We start from the raw sequence: 19,891 nt of genomic DNA on the forward strand, positions 1-19,891 counted from the left end.
ATTTTTACTTAGGCAGCGAACAATTTTGCACAGTTATTTTCGAATCAGAACACTAGAATAACCCCCATCTTTTTCGGAGCCAGAGCCTTTATGTCAGATCCGGTTGACGCCCAAGGGCTGTCAAATTTACCGCTGGAAGACTTGGTGGCCTGTCATGAGTGCGACCTGCTGATGCGCAAGCCCAAGCTTGCCCATGGCGAGAAAGCAATCTGCCCGCGCTGCGGTTACGAGTTGTACGCCCATCGCCATAATGTGGTGCAGCGCAGCCTTGCCTTGGTGATCGCAGCATTATTGCTGTACATCCCGGCAAACTTTTTACCCATCATGCAGCTCAATATCCTCGGGCAATCTTCGCAGGATACGGTCTGGAGCGGCGTGCTCGGCTTGTTCAATACGGAGATGCAGGGCGTTTCGATCGTCGTATTCCTGTGCAGTATGGCCATTCCGTTGCTGAAGTTGGTGTGCCAGTTATTCGTTTTGCTGACGATCCGTTTCAATCTCGGGCGCAGTTACGGCTTGCTGCTCTACCGCATTTATCACCACCTCAAAGACTGGGGAATGCTCGAGGTCTACCTCATGGGCGTCCTCGTGGCGATCGTCAAACTGGCGGACATGGCGGCCATCACCGTCGGCCTCGGTCTGGCGTGTTTCATCGGTTTGTTGTTGGTTCAGGTCTGGCTGGAAGTGGTGATGTCACCGCATCAGATCTGGCAGGCGTTATCAGGAGAGGATGCCCATGCGGGCGATTGATGCGGGCATTCTGATTTGTACCGAATGCCATGAATTGAACAGACAGGATGTGGACACCGACGAGCAGACCTGCACCCGCTGCGGTGCGCTGGTTCACGCTCGTCGTCCGAACAGTCTGGCCCGAACCTGGGCTCTGCTGATCACTGCTGCGATTATCTACATCCCGGCCAATGTGTTGCCGATCATGACGGTCAGTTCGCTGGGGCAGGGCGATCCCAGCACCATCATGTCCGGCGTGATCCAGTTGGTGCAGCACGGCATGATCCCGATTGCCGCCGTGGTGTTCATCGCCAGTATTCTGGTGCCGACCTTCAAACTGGTGGGCATCGCGCTGCTGCTGTTTTCGGTGCAGCGGCGTCAGCCGTTGTCCGCGCGGCAGCGGATCTGGATGTACCGCTTCATCGAGTTCATCGGTCGCTGGTCGATGCTCGACATCTTTGTGATCGCCATTCTGGTGGCGGTCGTCAACTTCGGCCGGCTAGCCAGTGTCGAAGCCAACCTTGGCGCCATCGCCTTCGCCAGTGTGGTGATTCTGACGATGCTTGCCGCAGTAACTTTCGATCCCCGACTGATTTGGGATAACACGGAGTCGGACGACGACCATGACTGATTTGCCTGTAGCGAAAACCCGACCGGCCTCGAACTGGTCTGCCATTTGGGTACTGCCTCTGATTGCCCTGATCATCGGCGGCTGGCTCGGCTGGCGTGCCTATAACGAAACCGGGATCGAGATTCAGGTGCGTTTCGAAAGCGGTGAAGGCATCCAGGCCAACAAGACCGAAGTGGTCTACAAGGGCATGCCGGTGGGTAAGGTGAAGACGCTCAAACTTGATGACGAGGGCAATTCCAAAGGGGTGATTGCCACCGTCGAGATGAACAAGGACGTCGAGCAATACCTCAAGACCAGCACGCGTTTCTGGCTGGTGAAACCGAGCGTGACCCTGGCCGGCATCACCGGTCTGGAAACCCTGGTTTCAGGTAACTACGTGGCCATCAGTCCTGGCGAAGGTGAGCCGACCCGCAAGTTCAAGGCGCTGGCCGAGGAGCCGCCGCTGTCGGACTCCAAGCCCGGACTGCACCTGACCATCAAGGCCGATCGCCTTGGTTCGCTGAACCGCGGCAGCCCGGTGTTCTACAAGCAGATCAAGGTCGGTCAGATCAAAAGCTACGTGCTGTCTGAAGACCAGAGCACCGTTGAACTCAAAGTGTTCATCGAGCCGACCTACGCCAAACTGGTGCGCAAACACACACGGTTCTGGAATGCCAGCGGCATCAGCATCGACGCCAACCTGTCCGGGGTAAAAGTACGCAGCGAGTCTCTGGCGAGCATCGTCGCCGGCGGTATTGCCTTCGCCACTCCGGAGAATCGCAAGGACAGTCCGCCTACTGATCCAAGCCTGCCGTTCCGTCTGTATGAGGACTTCGACGCCGCCGCTGCCGGCATCCGGGTCAAGGTCAAACTCAGTGACTTCGAAGGCCTGCAGGCCGGTCGTACGCCGGTGATGTACAAGGGCATTCAGGTCGGCAACATGAAGGCGCTGAAAATCGATCCGGATCTGAACAGTGCCACCGCCGAGCTGACGCTGGATCCTCTGGCGGAGGACTATCTGGTCGAAGGCACGCAGTTCTGGGTGGTCAAACCGTCGATTTCCCTGGCCGGTATCACCGGGCTCGAAGCGTTGGTCAAAGGTAACTACATCGCCGTGCGTCCGGGCGACAAAGGTGCCGCGCCGAAACGCGAATTCGAGGCGCGGCCAAAAGCGCCGCCGCTGGATTTGCGTTCGCCGGGTCTGCACCTGGTGCTGTTTACCGATGTTCTCGGTTCGATCGAAGTCGGCAGTCCGATTCTGTACAAGCAGGTCAAGGTCGGTTCGGTACAGAGCTATCAGTTCTCCAAGACCAAAAAGCAAATCGTCATCGGCGTGCATATCGAGAAGGAGTACGAAAACCTGGTCAACGCGTCGACACGCTTCTGGAATGTCAGCGGCATCACCCTCACCGGTGGTCTGACAGGTGGTATTCAAGTGAAGAGCGAGTCTTTGCAGACATTGATGGCCGGCGGTATCGCTTTCGAAACGCCGCAAGCCAAGGCGCCACTGCAGAAGCGTATTCCGCGCTTCCGTCTGTTCGCCAATCATGACGAGGCCAACCAGAAAGGCACGCTGGTGACGATCAAGGTCGACCGCGCCGACGGTTTGCGCCCGGGCACACCGATTCGTTTCAAAGGGCTGGATGTCGGCAAGATTGAAGACGTCGATCTGACCGACGATTTGCAAGCCGTGATGATTACCGCGCGGATCACCGAAGTACCGGAGCGCATTGCGCGGGTCGGCAGTCAGTTCTGGGTGGTCAAGCCGGAGTTGGGACTGATCAAGACCCAGAACCTGGAAACCCTGGTCACCGGGCAGTATGTGGAAGTGCAGCCGGCGGCGAAAAATCTCGGCCCGCAGAAGAACTTCGTTGCGCTGGCCAGTCCGCCGGAAGTGAGCAAGCAGGAGGCTGGCTTGAGTCTGGTGTTGAGCGCCGCGCGCCGTGGCTCGCTGAAACCGGGCGTACCCGTGACCTACCGCGAAATCACCGTGGGCAAGGTCACCGGTTACGAACTGGGCCAGACGGCTGACCGGGTGTTGGTGCACATTTTGATCGAGCCAAAATACGCGCCGTTGGTGCGCAGCGGCAGCCGATTCTGGAACACCAGCGGCGTTGGTTTCGACATCGGCCTGTTCAATGGTCTGACGGTGCGCACGGAGTCGCTGGAGACAGCAATTCAGGGAGGCATCGCCTTCGCCACGCCGGACGGTGAGCGCATGGGCAACCCGGCACGGCCTGAGCAGACGTTCCCGCTGTTCGATAAGTTCGAGGATGAATGGCTGACCTGGGCGCCGAAGATTTCGCTCGGTAAATAACCCGCCATTGATGTGGCGTCTGGAAGGACGCCTTCGCGGGCAAGCCCGCTCCCACAGGGTTTGTGTCGTATACAGAATGTGTATTCAACAAAAACCTGTGGGAGCTGGCTTGCCAGCGATGAGGTCCTCCTAATCAGCACAAACCCAAAGCCATAAAAAAGGGCCGCGATCCCAACAGATCGCGGCCCTTTTTTTTGCCTTCAGCTAAAGTCGATCAAACCTCATCCAGCTCCGGCTCATCGGCTTGCACATTGACGGTGGCCTTCACCACATCATGCCGGCGGATGTACTTCCAGTCCGCTTCATCGATGTAGATCCCCGCCGGGCCGCTACCGCCTTCCAGGTCGATGGCGACACTGGCGCAGACCTGCGGCTTCACACTCGCCAGAATCGGCACGAAGCCCAGTTGCAGGCTGGTTTCCAGCAGCGCGGCCTGGTTCTTCTCGTCGATGTCCGCCGCCTCGTCGAGGTAGTATGGCAGGCGCACGCGACCAGCGAGGTCGCGATCCATCAAGTGCAGCAACAAGTACATGTTGGTCAGCGCCTTGATGGTCATGGTCGTACCGTTGGAGGCCGCGCCATCGATGTCGGTGTGAATCACTGGCTGGCCATTGACCTTGGTGATCTCGAACGCCAGTTCGAACAAGTCCTTGAGGCCGAGCTGGTTGTGGTTTGCCGCCACCAACCGTGCCAGGTATTCCTTGGCCTCTTCGTTCTTATTGTCCTGCTCCGCGCTTTGGCTCAGATCGAACACCGACAGGGTTTCGCCTTCTTCGTACTGGCCGGCGCTGTGGATGATCTGGTCGATGTGCTTGAGCGCTTCCTTGTTCGGCGCCAGGACGATGCGGAAGCTCTGCAGGTTGGACACCTGACGCTTGTTGATCTCGCGGTTGAACAGCGCCAGTTGGTGTTCGAGGCTGTCGTAGTCGCTGCGGATGTTGCGCAGGGTTCGGGCGATGTCGGTGACCGCCGCACGCCGCGCCTTGCCCAGCGTCAGGGCTTCATCGGTACGGTGCGCGTAAGCGTTGATCAGCAGCGACAGACGGCGCTCCATGTCGTCTTCGCTGTCGAACTTGGCCACACCTTTGAGGCGCACCTGCGCGTACAGCGCTTCGATCTGCCCGTCAGCGCGCAGCAAGCCTTGCCAGCTGTCCTGATAGTCATTGAGCAGCGGCAGCAGGTTGTCCATCGAGTCGTCGACCGGATCCATGAACGGCGTACCGAACGGCAGGTCCGCCGGCAGCAGCTGACGGCGGCGCAGGGCGTCGTCGAGGGTGCGCTGCTTGGCTTCCATGTCGGCGATCTGCCGGCCGACCAGTTGCAGCTTGGCCGACAGTTGCTGGACGCGCTCGGTGAACGCATCGCTGGAGCGCTTGAGTTCGTCCTGCGCCGCTTCCATCTGCGCCAACTGCTCAAGCTTGTCGCCTTCTTCGGCGCTCAGGGTCTGGGTGCGACGGAAATCTTCCAGGGCTTTCTGCGCATCCAGCACTTGCTGGTACAGCGCTTCGGTCTGGGTCTTGCTCGCGGCGCGGTCGGCGGCCACGGCTTGCTGGGTCTTGAGTTGCTTGAGCTCTTTTTCCAGACGTTCTTTCTGGTCACGCAGCGCGGCGCGGTCGGCCAGCGCTTGCAGAGCGGGCGGCTCGATGTGCGAGATGTCGATCGACAAGCCCGGCACTTCGAAGCGCTCGCCCTTGAAGCCATCGAGGATCAGCTCGACCGATTTGACCCACTCGCCATCCTCGTCGAGGGTGATGCCGTGCTCGCCCAGCGGCAGGCTGAATAGCGCGCTGTTGAACAGACGCATCAGGCGCTCGACGTCCTGCTGCGAGAACTCCTCACGCAGGCGCGCGTAGCTGTTGTTGTCGGCGTGATCGAGTTGCTGCTTCACCGACTTCAGGCGTTTTTCCAGATCGCGCAGACGCTCTTCCAAATCCTCGGCGCTGAACTGCCGGGACTGTGCCAGCGCACCAGCCAGTTCGTCGTGGGCGTCCTTGGCGGCGAGCAGTTGCTGCTCCAGCACCTTGACGTCATCGACCAGCGCGAAGCGGTTTTTCAGCACCGACAACTCGCCGAGCCAGCGCTGGATGCCGGAGATTTCCCGCTCCAGACGCATCAGCTCCTGCGTGCCACCGCGCTGATCGTTTTGCAGATCATCCTGTTCGCGACGGTAGTGCTCGGCCTGAATCGTCAGCTCTTCCTTGCGCGCCGTGGCGTAGTCCGACCAGGTGCCGAGCAACGAGTCGAGCAGCGGCGACAGGCGATGCAGTTTGCCACGCAGCACATCGCGCTGTTTCACGCCGTTGGCCAAGGCTTCGACCAGCGGGCCGGCGGCGACCAGCGAGTTGTAGTCCTGCTCCATCCGGCGCACATCGCGGAAGGCTTCTTCGCACGCGGCGATGTAGTCGACGCTACCGGAACGCAGGCTGTGCTCGAAGGCATCGAGGAACAGTTGCTTCAACTTGGCCGCAGTGATTTCGCGCATGTGCAGCAGGTTGATGAACAGCGCACGGAAGGTTTTCAGGCTCTGCTCGCTGGTGGAGCGCAGCGGGATCAGGGTCAGATCCAGCGGGATCGAGGTGTGACCGCCCACCAGCAGACGACGCAGTTCGTCCGGCTTGAGTTCGTAGGCTTTCAGGCCTTCTTTCTCAAGGTTGCTGAACAGTTCTTTTTGACGCAGGCAAGTGTCGTTCTTCTGGTAATGCGCCAGATCGAGCTTGCCGGCGTAGGCGAAGAACTGGTGACCGAAACCACCACCCGGGCCGCGCCCGACCACGCCGATCACGTGCGGGCCGTGGGGCAGATTGACTTCGACGAGGATGTAACTGGTGTCGGAGGCGAAGTAGAAACGCCGCGATTGCTCCAGGCTGTACTTGCCGAAACTCATGTCCGACATGCGCGCCAGAATCGGGAACTGCAAGGCGTTGATCGAGGCGGATTTGCCGAGGTTGTTCGCGCCGTAAACCGACAGCGGTTCTTCCAGCGGGAACAGGCCGAGGCTGTAACCGGCGGTGTTCAAAAGGGCAAAGCGGCGGATGCCGTAGCGTTCCTGGCTCATGCGTCGGACTCCTGTTCTTCGGCAATGGCTCTAGCCAGTGCGTCTTCTTCGCTCTCTTCCTCAAATTCGCTGAGATCAAGCGGATCGTCGGTCTCGAGGAATTTGGCTTCGGCTTCTTCGTCGATCAGCACCGGTGCCGGCAGCGGCAGCACGCTGTGTACGCTGGCCGCCAGATCGCGGTCCTGCTGCACCGACAGGCACACATCGAGGAAGCGGTGCATCGGCGGCAGGAAACGGTACACGCCGTTTTCTTCGCCGGCGAAACCGAGCTGGGTCATGCGACGCATGATTTTTTCTTCGAGTTCTTCGACGGTCTGCACTTCGGCCTGGATGAACAGGTCGCGGTATTTATCCAGCAGCGACGGCAGCTCTTCACGGCCGAGGCTGCCACCGTCGAGCACGGCGATCGGATCGCGGCCCTGATCGGCCAGGTGCTCGACGAGGATGAAGGTGAACAGCGCCAGGCGCTGAGCGGTCTTGTTCACCGCCGCAGCGGCCATGTCCGGCACGAAGTAGTAGAAACCACGGGTGTCGCAGACCAGTTCGAAGCCGAGTGCCTTGAACAGCGTGCGGTATTGATCCTGGAAGTTCGACAGTTGCGCGTACAGTTCCGGGTCGCGGCGGCTGACGTGGTAGCCCTTGAACAGCTCGCGGAAGATCGGCGCCAGTTGGGACAGTTCGGATAGATCAAGATGCATTGGGGATGCTCGCAGAATCCTCGGCGGCGGCAGGGTCGCGGGCCGAGAGCAGGGCGAAGGAGCGCAGGCTGACCTGATGCTCGTGAGTGTGGTATTCGCGGCGTTCCAGACGCTCGCGGGTGAAGCGTTTTTCCCGCGACAGACGCGAGAACCAGTAGAGCAATTCGTCGGTGGCGCCGTCCGGTTCCTGCTCCAGCAACCAGGTCATCAGATCCGGCATCGGCAGGGACTCTTCGCAACGCTCGACCATCTCGCGCACGGTGCGCGGTGCACGTGGCGCATCGCCGGATTTCTGGGTCTTGTGCGCCTTGGGGAAACGCGCCGGTTTCGGCTCGAAACGCGCCAGGGCGTAGACGTAGGCCTCGACCTGACTGGCGCTGCCGAGGAAGGTGCTTTGCGGCCGGGTGAACAGCGGCATTGCCGCTTGCGGCACGGCGTCAATGCCTTTGCGACGAATCGCCGCCAGCGCCAGCGCGGCACCACGGGTCACGGCGTTGTGCCGGCGCGCCTCTTCACGCAGCGGCAGCAGCAGTTCGCGGGCGTGGCGCAGGGTCAGCTGGGCGCTGGTCTGCATCTCGAGGATGCGCGCGTGGGTGCGCAGCAGCATGTCGTCATCGACCAGATGGCCGAGGCGTTGCTGTTCGCTGAGCATCTTCAGCAGCACGGTTTCGACCTTGCGCACGCCTTGTTCGAAGGCGCCGTCGGCATTCACCAGATCGATCATCGGCTCGACGTATTCGTCCCAGGTCGCCAACACTTCGGCGTAACGCTGACGCAGCGGAATCTGCCGGTCGCTGGTCTTGGCCCGTTCGGCGACGGCGACCAGGGCCTGCTCGTCGTTGTCGAGTTTCTTCAGAACGTCGCGCACGCGCATGTCGAGCAAACGCAGCTGACGGGCGAGGTCGTTGCCGTCGCGCACGTCGAACGCGTCCTGAATGTAGCCGGCCAGCCGTTCGAGGTGACGCAGGTAGGCTTCGATCTCCAGGCACAGGCCCAGACGATGCTCACGGCGCAGGTAGGCGAGGAAGTCGTGGATCTGCGCGTTGAGCTCGAAACGGTTCGGGCTTTTCGCCACGGGCACCAGAATGTCCAGGCGAATCCACACGTCGAGCAGGCTGGTGATGTCCTGCGGCGTGCTGTCCAGTTGTTGGGCGGCCAGTTGCGTGCGCAGTTCGTTGAGGCTCAGGGTGCCTTGGTCGAAGTGCTCGCACAGTGGCTCCAGAAGTGCCCAGTGTTCAGCGAGGGCGCGCAAGACGCGCTTGGGTTCGATCATCGGAATGGCCGGCTGGTTGGCGATTAAAAGCCGCGATTGTACTGCATCGCGAGGGATGCGATTCACTCTCGGGACGGGCTGTCGCATTTTCTCAGGGAGCGAGCCCGGTAAAGGCTATCGATCAACAGCAAGCGATCTTGAACGAAGGGCTGTAGAATCAGCCCACTTCAGTTATCCACAAGTGGCCGACCCTTTGCTTATCGAGTCCCGCCGCCGCGCCTATTTGAACGCCATGCAGGTGGTCAACTGGCTGCCGCGCACCGAATTGCCTTTCGCCGCCCCGTCGCGGCCCGAGCTGCTGGACATGCCCGAGCCTGAGCCAGAGGTCGCGGTGATGCCGGTTGTGCAGGCCGAAGCTCCGGTGCAGCCTGCCGCCCGTCCGGTCGAACGGCCGAAGATCGAAGTGCCGCGCCCGTCGCTCGCCAGTACCCGCAATGGCGCCAAGCCGGTGGAAGAGGTCGAGGAGGCGCCAGTTGTCGCCAGACCCGCGCCCGTGCCGCCACCGCGTTTTGCCCTGCAGTTGCTGCGCGCCGGGGCTTGCCTGCTGCTGGTCGAGTTACCCACAGGCGAAGCGTTCCAGAGCCGCGATCCGGCCTATCTGCTGCTTAAAGACATGCTGCGTGCCGCCGGTCTGCCGGATGCGCCGCAGATTGTCGGCGAGCCGGTGCGCTGGCCGTGGCTGAACCGCGGCACCATGGATCAAGGCCCGGAAGCGGCGCGCGACTTCGTTCAGGGTTTCCTCTCGGTACAAATGGAAGCGGCGCCTTGCGCCTGCCTGTGGCTGATCGGCCTGCCGGCGGTGCGCTTTGCCGGAGAGGCGGACGCTGCAGCGTTCAATAGTGAATTGCAGATCGAAGGACTGGGCCTGGCCTGGGCCATCCCTGGTCTGGAATTGTTAATGGAAGAGCCACAGCGCAAGGCCGCTGTGTGGCAAGCCATGCGTCGGCTGATGGCGCGCTGGAAACCATCGAATGAGTGAAGCTGTATCGTTCCGCCCGATGACCGAGGCGGACCTGGACGCGGTATTGAAGATCGAATACGCGGCGTACAGCCATCCCTGGACGCGCGGGATTTTTCTCGACGGGCTGGGCAAATACCAGATCTGGCTGATGTTCGAAGGCCAGCAGCAGGTCGGCCACGGGGTGGTGCAGATCATTCTCGACGAGGCGCATCTGCTGAATATCACGGTCAAACCGGAGAATCAGGGACGGGGGCTGGGGCTGACGCTGCTCGAGCATCTGATGTCGCGGGCATATGCGGCCTCTGCCCGGGAATGCTTCCTGGAAGTGCGCGACAGCAATACCGCAGCGTTCAAGTTGTATGAGCGCTATGGTTTCAATGAGATTGGCCGGCGTCGCGATTATTATCCGGCGGTGGGCGGGCGCGAAGACGCTGTGGTCATGGCCTGCACGTTGGTTGACTGATCTCCTGTAGGAGCTGCCGAAGGCTGCGATCTTTTGATCTTGTTTTTAGAGGCAAGATCAAAAGATCGCAGCCTTCGGCAGCTCCTACAGTGAGTCGCGTCACATCAGGCGATCAGCGATTGCCATCCAGCGGATCACGCCGCGCCAGCTCCGCCTCATCCAGACCATTGCCGCCGCCGATGTCATCCTCATCGACAATGCTCAGATCCCAATCGGCCTGATTGCCCTCGCCAGCCTCTTCGGCATCGCGTGCGCCATCCTCGTGAATCAGTGTTTCCGGGCTCAAGTCATCGTCGGTCGGTTCGTGGTCAGCCGTCGATGCACCGGTAAGGCCGGCCTCGCGCACCCGTTCAGCGGGCATCAGTTGCTCGCGTTCACGTTCCGGAATCTCGTCGCCGATTTTCGCGCTGGGTTCGTCTTCATCGAAATCCAGCTCATGCACCGAGCCCATGCGGTCTTCGTTGTCATCGATGGGTTCCGGTTGCACCGCATCGTACGGACGTCGTGAATCAGTCATGGCAAATCCTCATACTGTGGGCCTTACTGAGTGGACTCACCGGACACCCGAGAATTCCAAAGAAAAACACCTGCGTTTCTTGCGTGACCCCGACGGGCGGTCGTCTGTCATACCTGCGCATCTTTCTTGAGGCCTTAACCATGCACGACTTACAAGACCTGATTGATAACAACGAGCGTTGGGCTGACGCGATCACCAAGGAAGACCCGGATTTCTTCGCCAAGCTGGCGCGCCAGCAGACCCCGGAATATCTGTGGATCGGCTGCTCCGACGCACGGGTGCCGGCCAACGAGATCGTCGGCATGCTGCCGGGCGATCTGTTCGTACACCGCAACGTCGCCAACGTGGTGCTGCACACCGACCTCAATTGCCTGTCGGTGATCCAGTACGCGGTTGATGTGCTCAAGGTCAAACACATCCTGGTTACCGGCCACTATGGCTGCGGCGGCGTGCGCGCCTCGATGCAGGATCGCCAGTTCGGCCTGATCGACGGCTGGCTGCGCTCGATCCGTGACCTGTATTACGAAAAACGAGAAGAACTGGCCAAGCTGCCGACCGAGGAAGAGCAGGTCGACCGGCTGTGCGAGCTCAACGTCGTTCAGCAAGTGGCCAACGTCGCCCACACCAGCATCATCCAGAACGCCTGGCACCGCGGCCAGAGCCTGTCGATTCACGGCTGCATCTACGGCATCAAGGACGGTCGCTGGAAAAGCCTGAACACCACCATCAGCGGATTCGAGCAACTGCCGCCGCAATACCGTCTGCGCCCGGTCGGAGCGTTGTAATCCCGATCAGTGCGTATGCCGCCAGTGCTGCAAAAAGTGCTGGCCCTCGATACTGGGTGGCTCATCGTAACCGGTGATCCACCCCCGACAGCGCGGCGAGCCGCAAGTACAGGCGAACTGTTGCGGCAAACGGTCTTCGGTAGCGGCGAAGTCGATGGTCAGGCGTTCACGCGGCTGAATATCGCGCAGCGCCCAAAGCCACAGTTCACTCATGTCCAGAAACACATTCGGATCGCAGGCATGTTCAAGCAACCCGCAAAAGCGCGGGTCGTAGAGATGGATGCCGGTCAGTAACTGGCGCGTCTGTCGGCAGCGATAGGGCAACAGTTGCCCGGAAACCCGACACATCCGGGTGATGCGCAAGAACGCCCGGCGCGCCACCACCGTCGCGTGACCATGGTGGTCCTGCACGATTTCGAAATCCTCGGTGGATGGAAAGCCCAGACGCACGGGCAATCCGGCAAACGGGTAAATGCCGGGCGCGTCGCGTGGGATGTTGTGTTGATGGACCTGATTATTCATAACGTTCCCTGTCGGCAAAATGCTGCGACTTCCCTGGTCTGACATCCTGTCAGCGCCGCAACATGCTTGGATCCAATCCTCCTGCGTATATCACTTACCGTCTACTGTCAGATCTGACAGGCGTGATTGGCTGCTCCCCGCGTCAGTATTGACTGACACGGGAAGTTTTTTCAGCGGCTCAAAGGTGTGGTGCAGAAACGGCGGTGGCCGGCAATTCGCCTTGAAGCTGTTGCAACTGCGCCTTGACCGGGGTGGTCGAGCACTTGGCGGCAGCCTGTGCCGGAGTCAGGTTGCGGATCGAGGTGTAGAACAATTCGCAGGTATTGACCTTTTGCGTCACTTGCCAGGTTTGCGTGCAGCTATCAAGCAGGGTTTTCGCATCGGTGCCGGGTTTACTGCCCATCCCGGCTTGCCAGCAAGCGGCGCTCAAGTCCTGACCCATGACCTTCAAACCGGCGGCATCGGCTTTTGCTTCATCGCCGTCGTAGCTGGCCGGGTCGGCGGCGTACCAGATGTAGCTCGGGTGGTTCGAACCCAGCACCGGCACGTTCACCCCGGCACTCGGACTGATGGTTGCCAGGCCCAGTACGGCCACGGTCGGGCCGTATTGCTGCTTGATCCAGTTACGCACCGGCGCACCGAACGCGACCATCGGCAGGGTGGTGCCGGCGCTGGTCTGGCTGAACTGCTTGACCAGCGTGGTCTGATAATCCTTGAAGTAGTCGTAGACGCCCTCCAGATCACTACCTGCGTTGGACGGCGCCGCGATTGGCGCGATGTCGATGATGGTCTGATAGGCCGGCGTCTGCTCGGCCGGGATGCCGTTGGCGGTCAACAGCGTGGCCCAGCGGTCGGTGGTGTTCGAGCGCAGGTAATCCTGGGCCTGGGTCAGCGAATAGTCCGGCGGGAAGTGCAGCAGTTCGACGCTCTTGCGGTTTTCCAGGGCCATGCCCAACGGCAGGAACAGATACCAACTGTACGCCCACTTGCCATCGGCATTGAGCTTGCTGGCGCCGGTATAGGCCAGATCCCCGGCGTCCAGCAGCGCCGACAGCGGCTTGTCGTAGCCTTCGGGAACGCCGCTGATCTCGGCGTAAATCTGCCCGTTATCGTTCTTCACCAACACCTTGGCATTGCTGTAGCCATCGCGCTGCACGCTCTGACTCAGGTAATGCGCAACGGTCTGCTCCAGCGACCAGTTGCGATAGCAGATCACGCTGCAATTGTTGGGGTAGGCGAAGAGGCGGGTGACGCGCTCGGTGCTGCCCAGCTTCAGATCGACATCGGCGTGGGCGGCCGCGCTCAGGGTGAGCGCGGCAAGGGTAAAGGCTGCGGGGGTGAGTCCTGCGAGTTTGAACATGCTCAGATCCTTTTCAGCGTGGGTTCCCCGGGTTCGGGGCGCTTCATATTGGATCAGCCGTGTTGCACAGAGAAGCTGTCATTCACGGATTTTTGCGTCAGCTCGCAGAACTCGGTTTCATGCCTGAAAATGCAGGGCGTTGGTCAGATCGCCCATGGGTTTCTGGCCGCGGGCGATCATGGTCTCATCACGCTGCTTGAGGCCATCAAGGGTTTCGAGCTGGAACACCCGGGTGATCAGGCGCAGGATCGACGCCGTGTCGTAGACCGTGTGATCCACCGTGCCTTTGCGGGCGAATGGCGACACCACCAGCGCCGGCACCCGCGACCCCGGGCCCCAGCGATCGCCCTTGGGCGGCGCCACATGATCCCACCAGCCGCCGTTTTCATCGACCGTCACGACCACCACCATGTTTTTCCACTGCGGACTTTCGCGCAGCACCTTCAGGGCGCGGACGATGTGCCGGTCGCCGGAGGCCACGTCGGCATAACCGGCGTGCATGTTCAGGTTGCCTTGCGGTTTGTAGAAAGTTACCGCCGGCAGCTTGCCGGCCTCGGCGTCGGCAAAGAACTTGTTGCTGCTCGATTCATCGCCCAGACCGGCATCGCGCAGTCGTTTGTTGCGCTCGTCCGGGTTCTCCGGGCCTTGCTGCTTGAAGTAGTTGAACGGCTGGTGGTGGTACTGGAAGTTGGGGATCTTCGGAATGCCGCCCGAATCCTTGTACTGCTCCAGCGTCGCCTGCCAGGCGCCGGCGTACCAGGCCCAGTCGACATTCTTCTTCGACAGCTTGTCGCCGATGTGCTCGTGGGTCTGCGGCACCATCACGTTGGGCAGATCCGGCTTGGAGTACGCCGGACGCTCCGAATCGCGAATCCAAGTCGGCCAGTACGGCGGGGCGAGGGTGTTGACGCCGAAGCCGTCCGGGGTCAGCGCACTCGGGCCGAACTGCGGCGGGCCGGTCATGGCGCTGGCGGGTGACTGTTCCAGTGGCTTGAGGCGCGGGTCAGTCGGATCATCGCTTTGCAGAGCGGCGATCTGGGATTTGGCCACCGAATTGGCCGCGTCCGGATAGAACGGCGCGGTGGCGCTGATCAGGTATTGGTGGTTGAGGAACGAGCCGCCGAAGGCACCCTGGAAGAAGTTGTCGCACAGCACGAATTCCTGCGCCACATCCCACAAGCGCAGCGAGTAGCGGCTCTGGGCGTAGTGCCCCATGGTCAAACCACCGGAGTCGGCCCAGGCGACAAAACCATCGTTCTTGCCGCCATTGATCTGCATCTGGTTCTGATAGAACACGTGCCACAAATCGCGGGTCACCAGACCGAACGGCAAGTCTTCGGCATTCGGGCCCTTGAGGGCGAAAGGCGCGTTGGGCAGGTTTTCCTGAAACTGCGTGGCGCTGGGGTAGGTCACGCCATCAAGCGTTTGCGGGCCGATCTGCAGCACGCCACCCCAGACTGGCGGCAACGTCTGCAGCAGGCTGCCGTCGCGGTCACGTTGCTGGTAATCGGCAGGCTTGAGCGCTGACAGCGGCTTTTCGACACCGGGGAAATCACCGAACAGGTTGTTGAAGCTACGGTTCTCGGCGTAGATCACCACCACGGTTTTCACCTGCTCGCGCAGGGCCTTGTCCAGCTCGGCTGGCGTCAGCGGTCGCTGGGCCGGTTTGCCCGGTTGATCGCTGGCGCTGCCACAGCCGGCCAGCGTCGCGCCCACGCCGAGGACGGCAACACCACCGAGGAAGCGGCGGCGGCTGGTGTCGGCGGGGGTGTCGGATTCAGGTGCGTCAGTGCCGTCTATCTCGTCTTTCATCTGTCAGCCCGTTCTGCTTAATTGTTTCAGTTTGTTTCGGGCGGACGCTAGCAATTGAATGTGACGGTTGGGTTACAACTTGAGGAGGGTTGTGCGCTGATGTGGGAGCGGGCTTGCTCGCGAATACTCGGTATCAGCCACATCACTGGTGAATGGCAGAACGCATTCGCGAGCAAGCCCGCTCCCACAGGTTTTATGTTGTCAGTTTTTAAACGGGTTTACGGCATCACCGGCGGCGTATACGCCAATGTCGTCCCCAGCACCCACAGCAAGAACAGCACCAGCGGCGTGTGCACCAGCAATTGCACGAACGAGAAGCCGATCAGGTCGCGCGCCTTCAGGCCAAGCACGCCCAGCAGCGGCAACATGTAGAACGGGTTGATCAGGTTCGGCAGCGCTTCGGCGGCGTTGTAGATCTGTACCGCCCAGCCGAGGTGGTACTGCAGATCGTTGGCGACTTGCATCACGTAGGGCGCTTCGATGATCCACTTGCCGCCGCCGGACGGGATGAAGAAACCGAGAATCGCCGAGTACACGCCCATCAGCAACGCGTAGGTGTCGTGGGAGGCGATGCTGACGAAGAAGGTCGAGATGTGATGCGCCAGCGTCTGCGCGTCGGCGCCTTTGACTGTGGTCAGCAGCGCGGCGATCGAGCCGTACAGCGGGAACTGGATCAGTACGCCGGTGGTGGTCGGCACCGCGCGGGCCACCGCATCGAGGAAGCTGCGCGGGCGCCAGTGCAGCAGCGCGCCGAGCATGATGAACAGGAAGTTATAGGTGTTCAGCCCGGAAATCGCGGTGATCGCCGGTTTGCTCGAGAACTCGTGGAACAGCCAGCCGGCCGCCAGCAGCACCAGCAAGATGATCAGCAGCGGACTGTGTTCCAGCCATTCGCCGGGCCGGGTGCGCGGTTGCAGCGGTGGCAGATTGAACGCCGGGTCGATGCCGCAATCCTTGGCATCACGCGCAGAGTTCGGGCCGGGCGCAGTGGCGTAGGCCACGATGATCGAAATCACGATCAGCGCCAGCAGCATCGCGCCGGACTGCCAGAGGAAGATGGTCTGCGTGAACGGAATCACCCCGGTGATCGACAGGATCGCCGGCGGCAGGCTGGCCGGGTTGGCCTGCAGTTGCGCTGCCGACGATGACAGGCCCAGCGCCCAGACCGCGCCAAGGCCCAGATACGCCGCTGCACCGGCCGCGCGGTAATCCATTTTCAGATCGGTGCGGCGGGCGAGGGCGCGCACCAGCAAGCCGCCGAACACCAGCGACAGGCCCCAGTTCAACAACGAGGCGACCATCGAGATCAGCGCGACCCAGGCCACGGCGGAGCGGCCGTTTTTCGGGATGCGCGCCAGTCTGTCGATCAGTTTTACGGCGGGTGGCGAACTGGCGACCACATACCCGCCAATCACCACGAAGGCCATTTGCATCGTAAACGGGATCAGACTCCAGAAGCCGTCACCGAACGCCATCGCGGCATCGGTGGGTTTGGCGCCCATGGCCAGCGTGGCCAACGCGACAATGATCACGGCCAACGCGGCGAATACCCAGGAATCGGGGAACCAGCGTTCGGCAAAGCTTGAACAGCGCAAGGCAAAGCGCGCAGAGCGGCTATCTTCGATATCAACGGCCACAGGGAGTACCTCGGATTTTTATGGTTATTGTGGGTCTGCAGGAACGGTCGCCCATCTCGACAACACAGAGATCCCTGTGGGAGCGAGCCTGCTCGCGAAGAGGTCGGCACATTCAACATCGAAGTTGGCTGGGCTGAGGCCTTCGCGAGCAGGCTCGCTCCCACACGGGTTCACTCCGGTCAGTCGGCGTTGACCTGGTTCCTCCGGACAGGCTTAAACAGTAAATCAACCGCCGCCAATTTGTGAGCAGGTTCTGCCAAACCGGGACTATGGTCTAACGGGTTGTCCCCAGGCGGATTTGCGTAGACCATGGGCGCCTTGGTTTTTTTCCTGCCAGAGTTCTTTGCCATGACTGCCCAATCCACAGCGCGACCGGCGCCGTTCAGCCGTTCCGACTACAAGACCCTCGGCCTTGCGGCCCTCGGCGGGGCGCTGGAGATCTACGATTTCATCATTTTCGTGTTCTTCGCCTTGACCCTCAGCCAATTGTTCTTCCCGCCGGAAATGCCCGAATGGCTGCGTCTGCTGCAAAGCTTCGGGATCTTTGTCACCGGTTATCTGGCGCGGCCGCTGGGCGGTATTCTGATGGCGCATTTCGCCGATCGTCTGGGCCGGAAAAAGGTTTTCAGTCTGAGCATCCTGATGATGGCGCTGCCGTGCCTGCTGATCGGGATCATGCCGACTTATGCACAGATCGGTTATTTCGCGCCGCTGCTGTTGCTGGCGCTGCGCATCCTGCAGGGCGCAGCGGTGGGTGGGGAAGTGCCGAGCGCCTGGGTGTTCGTCGCGGAGCACGCGCCTGCCGGGCATCGCGGTTACGCGCTGGGCTTTTTGCAGGCCGGGCTGACCTTCGGTTACTTGATTGGCGCGCTGACCGCGACTTTTCTCGCACAAGTGTTCACCCCGGCAGAAATCCTTGATTACGCCTGGCGGTATCCGTTCCTGCTCGGCGGTGTGTTCGGCGTGATCGGTGTCTACCTGCGCCGCTGGTTGAGCGAAACCCCGGTGTTCATGGCCATGGAAGCCCAGCGTGAAGCGCGGGTCGAACTGCCGCTGCGCACGGTTCTGCGCGAACATCGTCTGGCGATGTTGCCGGCGATGCTGCTGACCTGCGTGTTGACGTCGGCGGTGGTGGTGTTCGTGGTCATCACGCCGACCATGATGCAGAAAACCTTCGGCATGACCGCCAGCCACACCTTCGCCCTGAGCGCGTTGGGCATCGTCTTTCTCAACATCGGTTGTGTGATTGCCGGGTTGCTGGTCGATCGCCTCGGTGCCTGGCGCACGGTCATGCTCTACAGCCTGCTGCTGCCCTTGGGCATCGGTGTGCTTTATAGCTGTCTGATCATGGGCGGCAACTGGGTCGGGCTGGCGTATGCCATCGCCGGTCTGGCCTGCGGTGTGGTCGGCGCGGTGCCATCGGTGATGGTCGGATTGTTTCCGGCGCGGATTCGCGTGTCGGGCATCTCCTTCACCTACAACATTGCCTACGCCGCGTGGGCGAGCATCACCCCGCTGTTGCTGATCGGTCTGATGCCGTGGAGCCCATGGATCTGCGTGATGTTCTGTGCGGTGATGGGGGCGGTTGGCATCGTAAGCGCGGCGTACTTCGGTGTGCGCATGCCCGGTGTCGGGCGCCAATCCGTGGCGCCCTGTTCCTGACGAGTGTCAGGTCAGCCAGTGCCACCAGAGCAACGTCCCGGCCAGTCCCACCACCGAGACAATGGTTTGCAGGATCGACCAGACCCAGATGGTCTGTTTGAGCTGCAAGCCAAAGTATTCGCGAACCATCCAGAAGCCGGCGTCGTTCACGTGGCAGAAGAACACTGAGCCGGCGCCAATCGCCAGCGCCACCAACGAGCTTTGCGTCGCGGCGAGCCCCGCCATCATCGGCGCCAGAATCCCCGCTGTCGTCGTGGTCGCGACGGTCGCCGAACCCGTAGCCTGACGCAACGCCACGGCAATCAGCCAGGCCAGCAGCAGGTAGGGCATGTGCGCACCCTCGGCGACTTTGCTGATGGTCTGGCTGACGCCGGCGTCCAGCAAGGTCTGCTTCAAGCCGCCGCCAGCGCCGATGGTGAGAAGCAACACGGCAATTGGCGCGAGGCTTTTACGCAGGGTGCCGCCGACCTGTTCGCGCGGCATGCCGTTGGCCCAGCCGAGGCAGATCACCGCCGCCATCACCGCAATGCCCAGCGCCACCAACGGTTCGCCGAGGAACTTCAGGGTCAGGGCGACGCTGCTTTCCGCGGGCATCGCGACTTTCGCCAGGGTGCTGCCGAGCATCAGCAGCACTGGCAACAGAATGATCAGCAGCGACATACCAAAGCTCGGCTGGCGCGGCGCTTTCGGTGGGGCGCTGAACAGTGCGCCCAGCTCTGCCGGCTCATCGACGTGCATGCGTTTCGACAGCCAGTTGCCGTAGATCGGCCCCGCCAGAATCACCGCCGGGATCGCGATGCTGAAACCCAGCAACATGGTCAGCCCAAGATCGGCATGCAACGCACTGACCGCGATCAGCGGCCCGGGATGCGGCGGCATCAAGGCATGCAACGTGGTCATCCCGGCCAGCGCCGGAATGGCGATTTTCAACAATGGCTGACCCGAACGACGGGCCATGACAAAGATGATCGGTACCATCATCACCAGCCCCACTTCGAAGAACAGCGGCAGGCCGATCACCATCGCCACCAACGCCATGACCCACGGCAGGGACTTGCCTTTGCCCAGCCCGAGCAGGGTCGAGGCGATGCGGTCGGCCGCGCCGGACTCGGCCATCAGTGCGCCAAGCATCGAACCCAGGGCAATGATGATCCCCGCTTCTCCGAGAATCGCCCCGGCGCCTTTGCTGAACGCCTTCGCTACATCCTCTGGCGGCAAACCTGCGCCGACACCGGCAATAAAAGTGCCGATCAGGATCGAGAGAAAAGGTGGAAGTTTGGTGGCGCTGATCAACACGATAATCGTCGCAATCGCCAGCAGGCAGCAAAGAATCAGGCGGGTGTCATGCACCATCCAGGCAGCGGTCGATAAATCCAAAACGGCACTCCTTATCGGGCGGTTACCTGCAACATGTTGTTGCAATTTGACCTGAGAATACCTGAAGTGGCCGGGCCAGAGCGGCGGCTTTTGTAACGGCTCAGTGGAGTGAT

General features: G+C 61.2%; 16 protein-coding genes. 7 read left to right on the forward strand and 9 right to left on the reverse strand.

The window, feature by feature from the left end:
• The first annotated feature begins 90 nt into the window (after positions 1-90).
• From JN524_RS26195 to JN524_RS26205, 3 genes are read left to right on the forward strand one after another with little or no spacing between them, the layout of a single operon-like run.
• A complete protein-coding gene (locus tag JN524_RS26195) occupies positions 91-750 on the forward strand; it encodes a paraquat-inducible protein A (protein ID WP_202371196.1) in 660 nt (219 codons plus the stop codon).
• Positions 737-1,360 (forward strand): paraquat-inducible protein A, encoded by a 624-nt coding sequence (locus JN524_RS26200; RefSeq protein WP_202371197.1) that lies wholly within the window; start codon positions 737-739, stop codon positions 1,358-1,360. Before JN524_RS26195 ends, JN524_RS26200 begins: the two co-directional genes overlap by 14 nt.
• Positions 1,353-3,656: a PqiB family protein gene (locus tag JN524_RS26205; RefSeq protein ID WP_202371198.1), complete on the forward strand. Its 2,304-nt coding sequence runs from the start codon at positions 1,353-1,355 to the stop codon at positions 3,654-3,656. Before JN524_RS26200 ends, JN524_RS26205 begins: the two co-directional genes overlap by 8 nt.
• Positions 3,657-3,870: 214 nt before the next feature.
• On the opposite strand, the gene mksF is transcribed toward JN524_RS26205, so the two are convergent.
• From mksF to mksB, 3 genes are read right to left on the reverse strand one after another with little or no spacing between them, the layout of a single operon-like run.
• Positions 3,871-6,711 (reverse strand): Mks condensin complex protein MksF, encoded by a 2,841-nt coding sequence (gene mksF, locus JN524_RS26210; protein ID WP_003228206.1) that lies wholly within the window; start codon positions 6,709-6,711, stop codon positions 3,871-3,873.
• Positions 6,708-7,409 (reverse strand): Mks condensin complex protein MksE, encoded by a 702-nt coding sequence (gene mksE, locus JN524_RS26215; RefSeq protein ID WP_016773189.1) that lies wholly within the window; start codon positions 7,407-7,409, stop codon positions 6,708-6,710. Before mksE ends, mksF begins: the two co-directional genes overlap by 4 nt.
• Positions 7,399-8,682, reverse strand: coding sequence for an Mks condensin complex protein MksB (gene mksB / locus JN524_RS26220; RefSeq protein ID WP_047296550.1), 1,284 nt, complete (start codon positions 8,680-8,682; stop codon positions 7,399-7,401). Before mksB ends, mksE begins: the two co-directional genes overlap by 11 nt.
• Before the next feature lie 232 nt (positions 8,683-8,914).
• Here mksB and JN524_RS26225 point away from each other — a divergent pair, with 232 nt between their 5' ends.
• Positions 8,915-9,661, forward strand: coding sequence for an energy transducer TonB (locus JN524_RS26225; protein ID WP_202371246.1), 747 nt, complete (start codon positions 8,915-8,917; stop codon positions 9,659-9,661).
• Positions 9,654-10,106: a ribosomal protein S18-alanine N-acetyltransferase gene (gene rimI / locus JN524_RS26230; protein WP_027612255.1), complete on the forward strand. Its 453-nt coding sequence runs from the start codon at positions 9,654-9,656 to the stop codon at positions 10,104-10,106. The genes JN524_RS26225 and rimI overlap by 8 nt, the downstream gene beginning before the upstream one ends.
• Positions 10,107-10,218: 112 nt before the next feature.
• Here the strand turns inward: rimI and JN524_RS26235 are convergent, their stop codons facing one another.
• Positions 10,219-10,623 (reverse strand): serine kinase/phosphatase, encoded by a 405-nt coding sequence (locus JN524_RS26235; protein WP_202371199.1) that lies wholly within the window; start codon positions 10,621-10,623, stop codon positions 10,219-10,221.
• A gap of 140 nt (positions 10,624-10,763) precedes the next feature.
• On the opposite strand from JN524_RS26235, the gene can reads away from it, so the two are divergent.
• On the forward strand, positions 10,764-11,408 hold the full coding sequence (gene can, locus JN524_RS26240; protein WP_003228196.1) for a carbonate dehydratase: 645 nt from the start codon (positions 10,764-10,766) through the stop codon (positions 11,406-11,408).
• A gap of 6 nt (positions 11,409-11,414) precedes the next feature.
• Here can and JN524_RS26245 read toward each other — a convergent pair whose 3' ends face one another.
• The 4 genes from JN524_RS26245 to JN524_RS26260 form a co-directional block, all read right to left on the reverse strand.
• On the reverse strand, positions 11,415-11,930 hold the full coding sequence (locus JN524_RS26245) for a lysine methyltransferase (protein WP_202371200.1): 516 nt from the start codon (positions 11,928-11,930) through the stop codon (positions 11,415-11,417).
• Between the two features lie 178 nt (positions 11,931-12,108).
• Positions 12,109-13,290: a hypothetical protein gene (locus JN524_RS26250; protein ID WP_202371201.1), complete on the reverse strand. Its 1,182-nt coding sequence runs from the start codon at positions 13,288-13,290 to the stop codon at positions 12,109-12,111.
• 117 nt (positions 13,291-13,407) lie between these two features.
• Positions 13,408-15,102 carry an acid phosphatase gene (gene acpA / locus JN524_RS26255; protein WP_202371202.1) on the reverse strand — a complete coding sequence of 565 codons (1,695 nt, stop codon included), beginning with the start codon at positions 15,100-15,102 and terminating at the stop codon, positions 13,408-13,410.
• A 218-nt stretch (positions 15,103-15,320) separates the two neighbouring features.
• Positions 15,321-16,739, reverse strand: coding sequence for a TIGR00366 family protein (locus JN524_RS26260; RefSeq protein ID WP_202371203.1), 1,419 nt, complete (start codon positions 16,737-16,739; stop codon positions 15,321-15,323).
• Positions 16,740-17,087: 348 nt separating this feature from the next.
• On the opposite strand from JN524_RS26260, the gene JN524_RS26265 reads away from it, so the two are divergent.
• Positions 17,088-18,401 carry an MFS transporter gene (locus JN524_RS26265; RefSeq protein WP_202371204.1) on the forward strand — a complete coding sequence of 438 codons (1,314 nt, stop codon included), beginning with the start codon at positions 17,088-17,090 and terminating at the stop codon, positions 18,399-18,401.
• Positions 18,402-18,407: 6 nt separating this feature from the next.
• On the opposite strand, the gene JN524_RS26270 is transcribed toward JN524_RS26265, so the two are convergent.
• Complete coding sequence (locus JN524_RS26270) at positions 18,408-19,778, reverse strand: GntT/GntP/DsdX family permease (RefSeq protein ID WP_202371205.1); 1,371 nt, start codon at positions 19,776-19,778, stop codon at positions 18,408-18,410.
• Between the last annotated feature and the right edge of the window lie 113 nt (positions 19,779-19,891).

The organism is Pseudomonas sp. MWU318 (assembly GCF_016756945.1).
In the GTDB taxonomy this organism is placed as follows: Bacteria; Pseudomonadota; Gammaproteobacteria; order Pseudomonadales; family Pseudomonadaceae; genus Aquipseudomonas; species Aquipseudomonas putida_A.